Raw genomic sequence first — 14,335 nt, forward strand, 5'->3', positions numbered from 1 at the left:
CCGTCAGATGTGCCGCCACTGGTGGATAGTTTGGTATCAATGTCGGTAAATTCCTTAATAGCGCTAGCAGCCGCGTTGGTTAAATCGCCTTGTGGTGTTAAAAATGGATGGCCTGATAACCGCCAAGGTAATCATCAAGAATTGTTATCAATGAATGGATTATATGCAAAGTTATATCAAGGAAATTTTACAAATTAATATGATGAAGAGTTTTTAAAATTTAGATATAAATATATTTTGCATTATAGGATATTAAAAGACATATGATTAATAAAGTACTAGAATGTATTAAATACTTGAATAGGCAGAGAAATTTAAAGGTAAAACCGTTTAAATTGGCTATTAAATTAGCTTTGTTAAATCGAAAAAAAAAAGTAAGGTCTGCATTTTTTCCAGAAAAGTATCGTTCTGTAGCAATTCTTATGAATGATCAAGGAATTGGCGATGCAATAGTTACTTCCTATTTAATTAATTCTCTTCGAGAAAATGGCTTTCAGGTTTATGTCGTAGTAGAAAAAAGGATAGCCTTTCTTTTTGATAAATTTATTTCTGTAGATGGGGTTTTATTCTACGATAGGAATAAAAACATAAAACAGATAAAAGAACAATTACAGAGTATAAGGATTGATGTCGCAATTGATCTTGTTGATAAAGGCCAAAATAGTGTAAGGCGCGCTCAAATAATTCAAGCTATCAATCCGTTACATACAATTGGTTTTAATCAAGATAAATATAAATTGTATGATACATCAATTTATTATCACGAATACAAATCTCATATTTCAACGCGAAGTCAGAAAATACTTGAATTTATGGGTATTCAGCCCACGCCTATAAGGTATTTTGTTAATGTTCCAATCGAAGCTGAGCTTTCGGCTAAGGATTTTATAAATTCGTTGCTTTCTTCGAATAAAAATATCATTATTTTTAATCCTTATGGTTCAAATGAGGCTAGAAGCTTTTCTAATTCTCAAATTGATACAACTTTATCCTTTTTATCACAATATGATAATTGTATAACAATTGTCGTGGGTGAACCTAATAAAATATCTCATATTAAAGCTAAAAAAAATATTATTATCAATCCATTACCTACTTTTTTTGAAAGTGTTGCTTTAGTGAAGTTTTCAAATTTGGTGATTTCTGTGGACACTTCAATTGTTCATATTGCTGCTATTTATAATAAAAAAATGCTTTGTGTTTATAATAATCGGATTATTGATAATAAGTTTATTAATAATTGTGTGTGGGGACCGAATTATTCCAATGCAATACAAATATTTACTAATGATCATTTAGGTACCGGACTTGGTGATCCGATAGCGAATTTTGATATTGGTATTGTGCTCGAACAATTAAAATTAGAAATAGAAAAATTATAAAAGTTGATCAAAAGAATAGGAATAATTTTGATGGATTTAAAGCAAAACAACTTAAATATTATTTAACATACCCTTATTATCAAGCACGGTTCAAGATAATCTAATAGGGGAAATTGGTAAATATATCTAAGTGAGATAGATCTAATTTTTTAATTTATAGGCTAAATAAAGTAAATAATATTTTAAGCCAGTGATGAATTTTTTTTCTTTGATGCTGTTTTTGGAATAAATACGATAATCATTAACGCGCATTTTAGGTTTATAACTTTTAAGTGGACTATTGGACCATGGTGTGAAGTGTTTATAAAAACGATAGATATTTTGTGCAAGTCCTGTATGTTCTTGATACCACATTTTTCTGGCGCCAGTAAAGTGAATGATATAGGGTAAAGATTCTTTATTATAAAAAAATGTTTCTTTTTGTTTATCGTCCATCCAAGTAAACAAATAATTCCAATTAGGATCGATAAATAAGACTTGATGCTGTAAAACTATATTTAGTGCATCTTGGTCTGGGTAGATTAAATCTTTTTGTTCTAACGATAATAAGATGTTATTTGTTTTGGTTTCCGTATCAAATTGCATCCAGTTATTAACATTAATATATAAAAAACCAGAGTTAAAATAATTTTCAGACGTTAACTTGAGTCTTTCTTTATTTTTTAACATATTTTGTTTATCTAACGAGTCAGGTGTTACAGCGCAAATAACTGAATCTATATTTGTGTTTAAAATCGGCGATATGTCAGTAAAGCACAGCACATCTGCATCTAAATAAATAAATTTATCAACAATGCCGTGTAATAGTCTAGGAACTGACAATCGAAGGTACATTGAGCGATTAATATGTTTTATTTTGTTATTTTGTGTATCTGAATACTTGTTTAATTCATCGGCAGGAATTGAATAGAGCGTGATTGATGAACTAATATGTTGTAATTTTTCTTTTTCTTCTGCAGTTACATCATATAAAAAAACATGAAAATGAATATTATTATGCATATTATTAAGCATGATAGAGGCAATTGAAACACCTACATGTTCAAGATAATTCGAGTCTGTACAATATGCAATATTAATACTCTTATCCATTTCCAATACTCTTTAAAAACTTAACGTTGTTATTTAGTCATTACTGACATTATATGTCAATATAAAATTTATTATTACTTCATTGTTTAATTTAACGTATGTTACAATATTGTAAATTTTTAATCTTGGTTTTAAGACAGCATAAGATGAAAGAAAACTTTTTTATTAGTAAAATTACAACATTATTTAATAATACCATAGAATCTTCACAGACCACACATATCGCATTTTGCTTCGATGATAATTATGCAATGCCTGCTGGTATTGCTATGTCTTCTGTTGTTTTGAATAATCCAGATAAAAACTTGGTGTTTCATTTATTTGCTAATAACGTATCGAATGAAAAAATCATAAGATTTAATCAATTAAGTAAAGAAAATGTGACTATAATTTGTTATGAAATTAGTGATGATTTTTCCATTAACCCTGATACTTTAGTTTTACATGTTTCAGCGTCAACGTGTTTGCGATTTGTTGTTCCACAAATTTTAAATAAAATTACTTCAAGAGTTTTATATCTGGATTGTGATGTCTTATGCACCCGTAATCTTAATGAATTAATCAACGCTGATTTAACGGATAAATATTCTGCTGTTGTCCCTGATGTGGATAAAACGCAAGAAAAACAATGTGCAGCTTGTGATATTCCATATGGCGAATATTTTAATGCAGGAATGATTTATATTAATACGGATATGTGGGTGAAAAATAACCTTACTGAAAAAGCATTTTCAATGATTAATAGTGGTAAAGTATACAAATTTGCCGATCAAGATGTGTTAAATATTTTAATGCAGGGTAAAACCGTATTTTTACCTCAATGTTTCAATAAATTAACGTCACTTACAGTAGGTGGTGAAGAGGACAATCTTATTGATAAAGATAATGTGATTATTCATTATGTCACCGGAAATAAGCCTTGGTATCAACTATATTTGACGCCACTTTATCAACGTTATATTGCTTCCTCTCCTTGGGCTAAGGATAAATTATTACTCGCTAATGAGAATGCACCATCAACGACAAGACGATACGCTAAGCTTCTTGCAAGTCAACATAAATATTTTTCTGCATTTAGATATTATTTACTTTATTTAAAGCATAAAACTTTCAAAAAGCATTGAGGATTAGCTGTGTGATTAATGTAGATAAGTTTATTAATAAACGAAATGAATTATTATTATTTGATTTTTTAAATAATACTCCTGTATTACATATTTTATTATGTTTTGACAATAATTATGCACTATCGGCAGGAGTGGACATTATTTCTGTTATTGAAAATAACAAAAATCGGCAAATTCATTTTCATCTTTTTACGCATAATATTTCAGAAGTAAATAGAAAAAAATTTGTCGATATTAAATTTGATAATGTTGCTATAACCGAATATGTCATTAATGAGCAGTTCAAAATAGACCAAAAAAATACTGAACAGTTTCCTATTTCTGCTTGTGTTCGATTAATTGCTCCGATAATTTTAAGAGATGTTACTGAAAGGTTGCTTTACATTGATAGTGATACACTTTGTCTCCAAAACTTAGCATTTATTTCTGATATTAATTTAGATTCAGCGGTTATAGCAGCTGTTGCTGATGTTTCCTATATGCAAGAGTCTCAATGTACTAAATATAACGTAAAGTTTGGCACTTATTTTAATTCTGGTGTAATGTTAATTAACATACCACTTTGGTGTCAGGAGGATATCACTTCTAAAACACTAACATTATTGAATAGTGGTGAAAAATATCAATATCCAGATCAAGATGTATTAAATATCGCAATAGGTGAAAAAAGGATTCTATTAGCAAAGAAATATAATAATTTATTGGCGTTATCAATAAATGGCAATGAAGATTCAAATGTCCCAGATGATACTGTATTGATTCATTATATTACTAAAAACAAACCTTGGCACCAGCCTTATCGTTCAACATTATTTGATTTTTATTTACAACAATCACCATGGAAAAATGACGAGCTGCCTTTATATAGTTGTAAAAAAACCTCCTCAATACGAGCTTATTCTCGATTAATGTTTGAGCAAAAAAAATATTTATCAGGACTTAAGCATTATTTTATTTATTTGAAAACCAAATTGACAAAATAAAATTTGTTTATTGGTTCTTTATTCTTTGAAATCTAGGGCGTTATTTACTTTGATGAGTAACGTTCACAATTAAAGATGGCTTTGGTGACTCAAGGATGCCTATATATCTTTTTCGCGCGGTTACTGGTATAGTACAGCAGTTTTTATGTTATTAATTGTTTCATTTTGTGACAATAAATTCATCTCATTTTGGAAATAAGCTGTGATGTTTTCATAATGTTGTATTTTCCCTAGAATATATTTTCTTCATTTTATTGTTGTATTGAACTTATCTTTTTTATTAGGTGTATTTTAAGTGATTGATGATTTTGCTGAGAATGGTTTGCTTGCTAAGGCTATTGACGGTTTTGTAGCAAGAGAACCACAACGAAACATGGCAAGTAAAGTCTCTGAATCAATAAAAAAACAGCGTTCTCTTGTGGTTGAGGCGGGAACAGGGACTGGCAAGACCTTTGCTTATTTAGTTCCTGCATTACGTAGTGATAAAAAAGTAATACTTTCTACTGGCTCTAAAAATTTACAAGAACAGCTATTCAGCAAAGACTTACCAATAATCAAAAAAGCATTAAATTACACAGGAAAAATAGCCTTGCTTAAAGGCCGAGCTAATTATCTTTGTTTAGAACGGCTGTATCATCAATATGCAGCAGCAGGAGATCTTGATAAAGATTTGCGTGTTGATTTAGTTCGTGTAAAAAATTGGTCAATTAAAACCAAAGATGGAGATATTAGCAAATGCACTACTGTCACGGAAGAAAACCTAATTTGGCCAATATTAACAAGCACAAATGATAATTGTTTAGGCAGTGACTGTGAACACTATAGTGATTGTTATGTTGTCAAAGCGCGTAAACGAGCCCTAAATGCAGATGTTGTTGTAGTTAACCATCACTTATTTTTAGCTGATGTTGTAGTAAAAGATACGGGCTTTGGTGAACTTATTCCTAAAGCAGATGTCATGATTTTTGACGAGGCTCATCAACTACCAGATCTTGCTTGTCACTATTTTGGAGAACAGCTAACTAGTCGGCAACTTTTTGATCTTGCTAAAGAAATTAACCTAGCTTATCGTACCGAAGTTAAAGATATGTCTCAGTTACAGCAATGTGCAGATAAACTACAAAAATGTACGCAAGACTTACGAATTGTTATTAACCAACAGCCACCAAAAGGTAATTTACGCTTTTTATTTAACCAAGAAGCAGTTAAAAAAGAGATTTCTTATCTTGTTGATGCATTAGATTTTTGTCACGAAGTTTTGTTATTGACGGTTGGACGTTCGACAACGTTAGATAACTGTTTTGAACGAATTAATCAATATAGTATGCTACTAAAACGCTTGAAGGAGACAAATGTAACTGGTTTTAGTTATTGGTATGAAAGTAGCCATAACTATTTTGTTTTTGCGCTAACACCTTTGTCTGTTGCCGATAAATTTACTGAACTATTAACACAGCGAAAAGGCAGTTGGATTTTTACATCAGCAACGTTATCGGTTGATAATCAATTAGATTATTTTACTAAACGCTTAGGGCTGACAAATGCTGATTCACTAATATTAGAAAGCCCATTTGATTATATTAACCAGACGATTTTGTGTGTTCCACGTTATATTCCATCGCCAAATGAGCAAGGCAATGCCGAAAAATTAGCCAATATTTTGTTGCCTGTTATTGAAGCTAATAATGGTCGTTGTTTCTTTTTGTGTACCTCATATGCAATGATGAATGCACTCGCTAAACAGTTTCGAGAATTAACCAAATTACCAGTATTAGTACAAGGTGAAACCAGTAAAGTTAAATTGCTTGAACAGTTTATTCATACGGGCAATGCGCTACTTATTGCTACGAGCAGTTTTTGGGAAGGGATCGATGTTAGAGGCGATACTTTATCATGTGTTATTATAGATAAATTACCGTTTACGTCGCCTGATGATCCGTTAATTAAAGCCCGTATGGAGGATTGTCAAATGCAGGGTGGGGACGCATTTAATGATGTACAATTACCCGAAGCTGTGATCACCTTAAAACAAGGTGTAGGGCGACTAATTCGTCATCACAAAGATCGTGGTGCGGTTATCATCTGTGATAATCGTTTGGTGATGCGACCTTACGGCGCAACATTTATTAATAGTTTACCACCCTCACCAAGGACACGGGACATAAATAAAGTTATAAACTTTTTAATAACTAAAAGCTAAATGATAATAGATAAAATTTTTTGGAAAAAACATGAGTACTATTTTAGCCATTGATACTTCAACAGAAGCTTGTTCGGTTGCTTTACTTTACCGTAACGAAATCACTCACGATTTTATTTTATCTGCTCGTGATCATACTAAACAAATATTACCGATGGTTGATAGACTTCTTAAACAATCAGACTGTTCACTTACGCAAGTTGATGCAATCGCTTTTGGCCAAGGTCCTGGTAGTTTTACTGGCGTTAGAATTGGTATTGGCGTGGCTCAAGGTTTAGCGTTAGGTATTGATAAACCTATGATAGGTGTGTCAACACTGATGACTTTGGCTCAAGGTGTTTATCGAACAACGCAAGCAACAAACGTTATTGCCGCAATTGATGCTAGAATGAACGAAGTCTATTTAGGTCAATACCATTACGTTAACGAGCAATGGCAAGCGGTTATTGCTGAATGTGTTATTAAGCCTGAAAATGTAATCGAAAAAGTGAAGCATATCAGTCAAAATCATTATTGTGCAGGTACGGGGTGGCAAACTTATCCTGATATGATTAATCATATAAAACAAAGTGATATATTATTGCCTAATGCACAAGATCTTATTGTTATTGCCAAGGATAAATGCAAAAAAAATGAATTGGTTAATGTTGAAGATGTACAGCCAACTTATTTACGTAACGAAGTTACTTGGAAAAAGTTGCCAGGACGATAACGACAATAACATAAAACAAAAAAGCCACTTATATGTGGCTTTTTTTTGCTTAAAATTGGGGGGGATGCTTTATTTATAAAGCCCTAAATGCTCTTTCGCATAGGCCTCAAAATCAGTGCAGCCACCGATCGGTTTTTCATCAATAAAGATTTGTGGCACCGTTTCAACTGGTTTACCTACACTTTTAGAAAGATCTTCTTTGGTAATGCCTTCTACATTAATATCGACATAGCGATAAGAAAAATCATCACGCTCTTGAGATAGTTTTTCGGCTAGCTCTTTAGCTCGAACACAATAAGGGCATCCTTGACGCCCAAAAATTACAGTATACATTTGTCACCTCGAATAAGTTGTTTACATATATCATTACTATACGTTACTTTTAATTTAAAAAAAGTGGTTAAATATAGTTAATTAAATAGATTATATCTATTGATAATAGGCTTGAAAAGTCAATCAGGTTTTATGCTTAAAATTGTGGAAAAGACGGTTTTGTCCCTATAAAAATCGTTCAGGAAAGGTATTGATTTTATTGAAGTTTTTTTTGGTGTATTTTTTGAGGAATTTATACCTTTCAATTGCTATTTTTTTATAAAATATCAACTAGATAACATATGTTGACTTTGATTTGTGTGTTTTTCAACTACAGCATATATTCAAGTTTATTATATTTATTTCCTGATAGACGTTATAATCTATATGAATTAACTAGCTGGATATGAATATGCTGAAAAAATTGTTATTGATTGCTTTATTACTACCTATCACCGTATTTGCTGCTAAAAAAGAGTGTGGTGTTAAACCCAGTTATGATATTACGATTAGCAAAGAAAGTGTTCATATCTTTAATAAAAAAAATGATTTAACTATTACGCCAAATGGTAATGTGGTTTTAAATAAACAATCAGTAACACTTAATCCGCCATTACAAAAAAAACTGGTTCAATTTCAACAAGACTTACGCAAGCAGTTACCGCAATTAGAACAACAATCGTTAAGTCTTTTATTAGACGTGAAAATGACTTTTGAACAGGCAATAAAAAATCAATTGAGCGACGATAATGAACTAAAAAGTGAATTAAACAAATTATATAAACGTTTAGTTAAGTTGTTACATGCTTCGATTATTACAGAAAATGGCAATACACGATTTTCTTACCAAAATTTTAATAATCTAAAAAAAGATGGCGAAGATATCGGTCAGCGCATTTTTTATAATGTTGTGGGAGGAAGTATTTTGCATTTCGATTTCTTTAAAAATTTAGGTGCAATCAAACAAATCTCTAAAAATGAGTGGAAAGCTCAAAAACCTAAATTAAAAGCTTTTGATGCTCATATTTGTTCTGTGATTACCGATATTGATGCGCAATACAAAGAAATATTAACTCAACTTAATCAATCTAGTCATAAGTAAATAGACATTAATAAAAACTTTTGCGAAAATGAGGCCTTTACTATGATAGCTAAACGGAAGCTTATGACTGCACATATCATTGATGGAAAAACATTAGCACAACAAATACGAACTGATATTGGTAATAAAGTTAACACACGTATTAAAAACGGTCTATCTGTTCCAGGGCTTGCTGTAATTCAAGTGGGTTCAGATCCCGCATCAAAAATTTATGTCAAAAATAAGCAAAAAGCTTGTGATGATGTTGGTTTTATTTCATTTGCGTATGACTTCCCAGCGTCGACTACCGATGAGTTATTGGCATTAATTGATGAACTCAATCAACGATCAGATGTACATGGTATTTTAGTACAACTTCCTTTACCTGATAATATTGATAAAACTAAGGTGCTTGAACGTATTGATCCGAGTAAAGATGTTGATGGTTTTCATCCTTACAATATTGGCCACTTATTACAACGTGATCCGATTTTACGACCATGTACACCATATGGTGTGGTTAAAATGCTTGAATCAACAGGTATTAATTTATCAGGATTAAATGCCACTGTGGTTGGTGCATCAAGCATCGTAGGTCGTCCTATGGCATTAGAATTATTGCTATTAGGTTGCACAACAACCATTACCCATAGTCGTACCGTTGATTTAGCCAAACATGTGAGTAATGCAGATATCGTTGTTGCAGGAGTTGGCATTCCTAATTATGTTAAGGGTGAGTGGATAAAACCAGGCGCAATTGTTATTGATGTTGGTATCAATCGTCTGCCAGATGGTAAATTAGCTGGTGATGTGGAGTTTGATGCTTCAGTTAAACGGGCAGGTTGGATAACGCCTGTGCCAGGTGGTGTTGGTCCAATGACTGTTGCTATGTTGATGAGCAACACGCTTGAAGCCTGTGAAAAGTTTAGTAAATAAAATTACTTTAAATTTATTGAGTTTGGAATTAATAGATTTACGTTAAATTAAAAAAAGAGTAGGGAATTTTTATGATTACATTTCACACTAATTTAGGTGATATTAAAATCAAAACTTTTGACGATAAGGCGCCAGAAACCGTTAAAAATTTTGTTGAATATTGCAAAGACGGTTTTTACAACAACACAATCTTCCATCGTGTTATTAATAATTTCATGATTCAAGGTGGTGGGTTTGAACCTGGTATGAAGCAGAAAAAAACAAAATCGCCAATAAAAAATGAAGCAGATAACGGACTAAAAAATGATCGTGGCACTTTAGCGATGGCACGAACATCTGATCCACACTCTGCGACTGCACAATTTTTTATCAACGTAGTGGATAATGATTATCTTAACTTCCGCTCTGCTGATGTTAATGGCTATGGCTATTGTGTTTTTGCACAAGTCGTCGAAGGGCTAGACGTTGTTGATAAAATCAAAGTCGTTAAAACAGGGCGTAGCGGTATGCATTCAGATGTACCTGTGGAAGATGTCATTATTACGAGTGTTACGGTTGAATAATCCTGTTCGTTATTTTATCGCTGATATTCATCTAGCTGATAATGAGCCTGATGGTTATATAGGTATAACCGCAGGCTTTCTTTCTTTTTTAAATACACTACCCGATAATTGCGAACTGTATATTTTAGGGGATTTGTTTGACTATTGGGTTGGTGATGATGTCAAAACCAATATACAACAACAAATTGCACTGGCATTACAAGCCTTATCAAAACGTCATATCAAAAAATATTTTGTGCATGGTAATCGTGATTTTCTGTTAGGCAAAAGATATGCTCAGCAGTGTGATATGATTTTATTGCCAGAAATTAACTGCTTGCCCAATCAAGAAAAAAATATTGTTTTTTTACATGGTGATTTATTATGTATTGATGATCTTCAATATCAAAAATTTAGAAAAGTTATGCATAATAGATGGTTACAAAAACTGTTTTTATTACTTCCGCGCTTTGTTCGGCTTAAAATTGCGGCTAAGTTACGGCAAAAAAGTAGCCTGCATAATCAAATTAAATCTGAATCTATTATGGATGTCAATCAACAAGCGGTGGTTGAAATGATGGTCGAATATAATGCGGATATTATGGTACACGGACATACGCACAAACCTGCAACACACCATTTTCAAATTGAAGGCAACCGTGCAACTCGTATTGTGCTGGGGGCATGGCATGATGGCGTGACATATATCAAACAAGAACAAAATAGTAATACTTTAGCTCTTTATAACCATTCTTTTAAATAATCACTTTGTAAAACATGCTCGACTTTACCAAACTCAATTAGCTTGCCTTGATCTAAAATTGCTACATTATTGGCTATCTTTTTAACTTCATTAATATTATGTGTTACATAAATAATTGGTATATTTAAATCATTAGCTAACTTATCAATATAAGTTAATAGCTCTTTTTTTCTAGGCATATCAAGGGCGGAAAGCGGTTCGTCCATCAGTAGCAATAGCGGATTGGTTAATAGTGCTCGACCGATTGCAACTCGCTGTTTTTCGCCACCAGATAACATTGTTGGATAGCGATTTAATAATGAGTGAATATTAAGTACATTCACGATTTCGTCAAATTTTGAAGAATTGAAGTTTTTAGCACCATAAGTTAGGTTTTTAATCACTTTATAATGAGGGAAAAGTAATGCATCTTGAAAAACGGTGCCAATCTGACGTTTTTCAGGTGCGATAAAAAGGTTCTTATCACAATCAACCAGTGATGTGTTATTGAGTTTGATATAACCTTGGTCGGGTTTAATTAATCCATTAATAAGGTTGATTAGCGTTGATTTCCCCGATCCTGAAACGCCTAAAATAGCAGTAACGCCTTGGCAATCTATATCATGATTGAATTGGAAAGAAAATGAAGCCAATTGTTTGCTAACCTGTATTTTTAACATAGTGATTATCCTGCTAGCTTCCTCTTATGCCATCGATTTAATAATTCGGATAAAAAAAGGGCAATGAGCGATAACACAATCGAAATAATACAAAGTCGTAAAGCACCTCGTTCACCATTAGGGATTTGCAGAAATGTGTACATTGCGAGTGGTAAGGTCCGAGTTTCACCTTGAATATTTGATACAAATGTAATTGTTGCACCGAATTCTCCTAAACAACGTGCAAAGCCGAGTACCATTCCCATTAAAATCCCAGGAAAAGCTAAAGGTAAAGTGATCGTGATAAATACTCGCCACTTATGGGATCCAAGAGTTCGAGCAACGTTTTCAAAGCGTATATCAATGGATTCAATGGCTAAACGAATTGAACGTACCATTAGAGGAAATGCCACTATCGCTGAAGCTAAAGCCGCACCTTGCCAATTAAAGCTAAAACTGAAATGAAAATTGTTATTTAACCACCCACCAATAATGCCGTGCCGTCCCATGGTTATTAGTAATAAATAACCTAAAACAACCGGTGGCAAAACAAGTGGAAGATGCACAATACTATCAAATACCGATTTACCCCAAAATTGACAGCGTGCCAATATCCAAGCCGTTAAAATACCTATTGGTAAACTAAAACCAATTGCTGCAAAGGCTATTTTTAAACTAAGTAGCAAGGTTTGCCATTCAAATTCGCTTAATAACATAGTTGTATCTTTTTATACCACCCGTGGTAAATTACTTTGTTATGAACCCATATTTTTCAAAAATGACTTTAGCGTGCGGTGAATTTAAATATTGATAAAAATCGTTCGCTTTTAAGTTTAATAACGTGATTGGATATTCAATAGATTTGAATGTATTTGCAGGGAACGTTCCAATAATTTTCACTTTATCACTTACTTTGGCATCGGTGTTGTAGACAATGCCAAGGGCGGCCTCGTTACGCTCAACTAACATCAAAGCGTCTCGAACATTGCTAGCTGGGGCAAATTGTGGTGATAATTTGTCAAATACTCCTAAATTAGTGAGTGATTCTTTTGCATAAAGGCCCGCAGGAACGTGATCTGGATCACCAATGGCAATTCTTTCGTCTTTAGGTAAAATCGCTTGCCAATTGGTATTGTTATTGATTAAGACGTTATCTAATGGTGAACTTTTTGGGGCAATAAGAACTAATGCATTTTTTAATAGGTCTTGTTTATCCTTCGCAATATTATGCTCAATAAGGTAAGTCATCCACTTTTGATCGGCTGACATAAATATATCGGCAGGGGCTCCTTGTTCAATTTGTTTCGCTAATACTGATGACGAAGCAAACGAAAATACAATATCCACATCTTGATGTTGAGTTTTATAAGCCGTTGCAATATCTTGCATCGCATTAGTTAATGACGAGGCGGCAAATACAGTCAATTTTTCAGCCGCTATTGCTGAAAAAGTCATCGCTATCATTGCCAAAGCACTAATAATTTCAATCAATTTCTTCATTTTTTTCTCACAATAAAAATAAGTTAATTTTGATGGTTCATGTTTTTGTAGATATTTGGCTGTGATGGAATATCTCCAGCGATTAAGTAAATTATCTAACAATCGCTATATAAAAAAAAACATATCGATATTAGCAAAATTTATTTATAAAGTACAACTAAACTGATGCCAGGCAGCAATCAATAAGATTTGTTGCATATTTTGATGGAATATGAAAAAGCGTTTACAATAATCACTCATATCTCCTCCAACTTGGTTGTGTATGGTGTTAAATTATGTTCTCTCCTGAAATTTTATTAACGTTGAATATTCAGCAACGGTTATTTACTGATCCACGGCGCATTATGCTGTTAAAAGCAATTGAACAAACAGGCTCATTAAGTCAGGCTGCCAAGCAAATTGGCATTAGCTATAAAACAGCGTGGGACGCTATCAATGAAATTAACAAATTAGCGCCTAAACCTTTTTTAATTACTGCAATTGGCGGTAAAAATGGTGGTGGCACTAAGCTGAGTGCTTATGCTGTTAGGTTCATTCAACTTTATGATCTATTAACTCAGTTGCAACAAACTGCATTTAACATATTGAGTGATGATAAGGTCCCATTGGATGATATTTTAAAAGCTACAGCAAGATTATCATTGCAAACAAGTGCACGAAATCAGTTATATGGCACAGTTAAGCAGATTCAAACAAGCGATGTTGCAGGTTTTATTACTGTACTACTCTGTGATAATCAAACTGAGTTAACAGTTTACATTACGCAGTCGAGTATTGAGCGGTTAAAGTTGAGTATTGATAAAACTGTCTTGTTACTAATTAAAGCTCCGATGATTGAATGGGCAAATACAAAAGAGATCGAGAATGAGAACCACTTATTGGTTACCGTTGAACAGATCACAACAGATGGCAAATGGAGCGAAATTGCTTTTTCATTATCTTCTGGTGTCGTGCTTTATGCTAGCAAATTAGCTGATGAAGTTAAACAATCAGCCTTAACCGTAGGTAAACAGACTACGTTATTTATTCATCCACAACATATTATTGTTGCGACATTAGTTTAGCAA

General features: G+C 32.8%; 15 protein-coding genes and 1 pseudogene. 10 read left to right on the top strand and 6 right to left on the bottom strand.

Annotated elements, in window-relative coordinates:
• Positions 1-131, bottom strand: a pseudogene (locus tag ACYIAJ_RS04405) (succinyl-diaminopimelate desuccinylase); the annotation flags it as partial.
• Positions 132-263: 132 nt separating this feature from the next.
• Between ACYIAJ_RS04405 and ACYIAJ_RS04410 the strand changes: the two are divergent.
• Positions 264-1,382 carry a glycosyltransferase family 9 protein gene (locus tag ACYIAJ_RS04410; RefSeq protein WP_483564408.1) on the top strand — a complete coding sequence of 373 codons (1,119 nt, stop codon included), beginning with the start codon at positions 264-266 and terminating at the stop codon, positions 1,380-1,382.
• A 141-nt stretch (positions 1,383-1,523) separates the two neighbouring features.
• On the opposite strand, the gene ACYIAJ_RS04415 is transcribed toward ACYIAJ_RS04410, so the two are convergent.
• A complete protein-coding gene (locus ACYIAJ_RS04415) occupies positions 1,524-2,474 on the bottom strand; it encodes a glycosyltransferase family 8 protein (protein WP_483564409.1) in 951 nt (316 codons plus the stop codon).
• A gap of 146 nt (positions 2,475-2,620) precedes the next feature.
• On the opposite strand from ACYIAJ_RS04415, the gene ACYIAJ_RS04420 reads away from it, so the two are divergent.
• The 4 genes from ACYIAJ_RS04420 to tsaB all read left to right on the top strand — a co-directional run bounded on the left by ACYIAJ_RS04420 (position 2,621) and on the right by tsaB (position 7,496).
• Positions 2,621-3,598: a glycosyltransferase family 8 protein gene (locus ACYIAJ_RS04420; protein ID WP_483564410.1), complete on the top strand. Its 978-nt coding sequence runs from the start codon at positions 2,621-2,623 to the stop codon at positions 3,596-3,598.
• 11 nt (positions 3,599-3,609) lie between these two features.
• The gene (locus tag ACYIAJ_RS04425; protein WP_483564411.1) at positions 3,610-4,584 is read left to right on the top strand and encodes a glycosyltransferase family 8 protein; all 975 of its coding nucleotides are present in this window, start codon (positions 3,610-3,612) and stop codon (positions 4,582-4,584) included.
• Positions 4,585-4,879: 295 nt separating this feature from the next.
• Positions 4,880-6,784, top strand: coding sequence for a DNA repair helicase YoaA (yoaA, locus tag ACYIAJ_RS04430; RefSeq protein WP_483559062.1), 1,905 nt, complete (start codon positions 4,880-4,882; stop codon positions 6,782-6,784).
• A 31-nt stretch (positions 6,785-6,815) separates the two neighbouring features.
• On the top strand, positions 6,816-7,496 hold the full coding sequence (gene tsaB / locus ACYIAJ_RS04435; RefSeq protein WP_483559060.1) for a tRNA (adenosine(37)-N6)-threonylcarbamoyltransferase complex dimerization subunit type 1 TsaB: 681 nt from the start codon (positions 6,816-6,818) through the stop codon (positions 7,494-7,496).
• Between the two features lie 69 nt (positions 7,497-7,565).
• Here tsaB and ACYIAJ_RS04440 read toward each other — a convergent pair whose 3' ends face one another.
• A complete protein-coding gene (locus tag ACYIAJ_RS04440) occupies positions 7,566-7,829 on the bottom strand; it encodes a GrxA family glutaredoxin (RefSeq protein WP_091347437.1) in 264 nt (87 codons plus the stop codon).
• Between the two features lie 391 nt (positions 7,830-8,220).
• Here ACYIAJ_RS04440 and ACYIAJ_RS04445 point away from each other — a divergent pair, with 391 nt between their 5' ends.
• From ACYIAJ_RS04445 to ACYIAJ_RS04460, 4 genes are all read left to right on the top strand, one after another.
• The gene (locus ACYIAJ_RS04445; RefSeq protein ID WP_483559058.1) at positions 8,221-8,910 is read left to right on the top strand and encodes a DUF2884 family protein; all 690 of its coding nucleotides are present in this window, start codon (positions 8,221-8,223) and stop codon (positions 8,908-8,910) included.
• A gap of 63 nt (positions 8,911-8,973) precedes the next feature.
• The gene (gene folD, locus ACYIAJ_RS04450) at positions 8,974-9,825 is read left to right on the top strand and encodes a bifunctional methylenetetrahydrofolate dehydrogenase/methenyltetrahydrofolate cyclohydrolase FolD (RefSeq protein WP_483559056.1); all 852 of its coding nucleotides are present in this window, start codon (positions 8,974-8,976) and stop codon (positions 9,823-9,825) included.
• A gap of 71 nt (positions 9,826-9,896) precedes the next feature.
• Complete coding sequence (gene ppiB, locus ACYIAJ_RS04455; RefSeq protein WP_174796074.1) at positions 9,897-10,388, top strand: peptidylprolyl isomerase B; 492 nt, start codon at positions 9,897-9,899, stop codon at positions 10,386-10,388.
• Positions 10,342-11,130, top strand: coding sequence for a UDP-2,3-diacylglucosamine diphosphatase (locus tag ACYIAJ_RS04460; RefSeq protein ID WP_483559053.1), 789 nt, complete (start codon positions 10,342-10,344; stop codon positions 11,128-11,130). Before ppiB ends, ACYIAJ_RS04460 begins: the two co-directional genes overlap by 47 nt.
• Here ACYIAJ_RS04460 and modC read toward each other — a convergent pair.
• From modC to modA, 3 genes are read right to left on the bottom strand one after another with little or no spacing between them, the layout of a single operon-like run.
• Positions 11,109-11,789, bottom strand: a complete 681-nt coding sequence (modC, locus tag ACYIAJ_RS04465; protein WP_483559051.1) for a molybdenum ABC transporter ATP-binding protein — start codon at positions 11,787-11,789, stop codon at positions 11,109-11,111. The two genes, ACYIAJ_RS04460 and modC, sit on opposite strands and share 22 nt — an antisense overlap.
• Positions 11,790-11,794: 5 nt before the next feature.
• A complete protein-coding gene (modB, locus tag ACYIAJ_RS04470; protein WP_483559049.1) occupies positions 11,795-12,484 on the bottom strand; it encodes a molybdate ABC transporter permease subunit in 690 nt (229 codons plus the stop codon).
• A gap of 31 nt (positions 12,485-12,515) precedes the next feature.
• Complete coding sequence (gene modA / locus ACYIAJ_RS04475) at positions 12,516-13,268, bottom strand: molybdate ABC transporter substrate-binding protein (protein ID WP_483559047.1); 753 nt, start codon at positions 13,266-13,268, stop codon at positions 12,516-12,518.
• A gap of 275 nt (positions 13,269-13,543) precedes the next feature.
• On the opposite strand from modA, the gene ACYIAJ_RS04480 reads away from it, so the two are divergent.
• Positions 13,544-14,332: a TOBE domain-containing protein gene (locus ACYIAJ_RS04480; RefSeq protein WP_483559045.1), complete on the top strand. Its 789-nt coding sequence runs from the start codon at positions 13,544-13,546 to the stop codon at positions 14,330-14,332.
• Positions 14,333-14,335: the final 3 nt, after the last annotated feature.

The sequence above is a fragment of the Gilliamella sp. X-46 genome (assembly GCF_057063525.1).

Excerpts from the sequence above, each read along its gene's own strand:
- ACYIAJ_RS04410 (WP_483564408.1), top strand. The coding sequence starts at position 264 with ATGATTAATAAAGTACTAGAATGTATTAAATACTTGAATAGGCAGAGA.
- ACYIAJ_RS04415 (WP_483564409.1), bottom strand. The coding sequence starts at position 2,474 with ATGGATAAGAGTATTAATATTGCATATTGTACAGACTCGAATTATCTT.
- ACYIAJ_RS04420 (WP_483564410.1), top strand. The coding sequence starts at position 2,621 with ATGAAAGAAAACTTTTTTATTAGTAAAATTACAACATTATTTAATAAT.
- tsaB (WP_483559060.1), top strand. The coding sequence starts at position 6,816 with ATGAGTACTATTTTAGCCATTGATACTTCAACAGAAGCTTGTTCGGTT.
- ACYIAJ_RS04440 (WP_091347437.1), bottom strand. The coding sequence starts at position 7,829 with ATGTATACTGTAATTTTTGGGCGTCAAGGATGCCCTTATTGTGTTCGA.
- ACYIAJ_RS04445 (WP_483559058.1), top strand. The coding sequence starts at position 8,221 with ATGCTGAAAAAATTGTTATTGATTGCTTTATTACTACCTATCACCGTA.
- folD (WP_483559056.1), top strand. The coding sequence starts at position 8,974 with ATGACTGCACATATCATTGATGGAAAAACATTAGCACAACAAATACGA.
- ppiB (WP_174796074.1), top strand. The coding sequence starts at position 9,897 with ATGATTACATTTCACACTAATTTAGGTGATATTAAAATCAAAACTTTT.
- ACYIAJ_RS04460 (WP_483559053.1), top strand. The coding sequence starts at position 10,342 with ATGTACCTGTGGAAGATGTCATTATTACGAGTGTTACGGTTGAATAAT.
- modC (WP_483559051.1), bottom strand. The coding sequence starts at position 11,789 with ATGTTAAAAATACAGGTTAGCAAACAATTGGCTTCATTTTCTTTCCAA.
- modB (WP_483559049.1), bottom strand. The coding sequence starts at position 12,484 with ATGTTATTAAGCGAATTTGAATGGCAAACCTTGCTACTTAGTTTAAAA.
- modA (WP_483559047.1), bottom strand. The coding sequence starts at position 13,268 with ATGAAGAAATTGATTGAAATTATTAGTGCTTTGGCAATGATAGCGATG.
- ACYIAJ_RS04480 (WP_483559045.1), top strand. The coding sequence starts at position 13,544 with ATGTTCTCTCCTGAAATTTTATTAACGTTGAATATTCAGCAACGGTTA.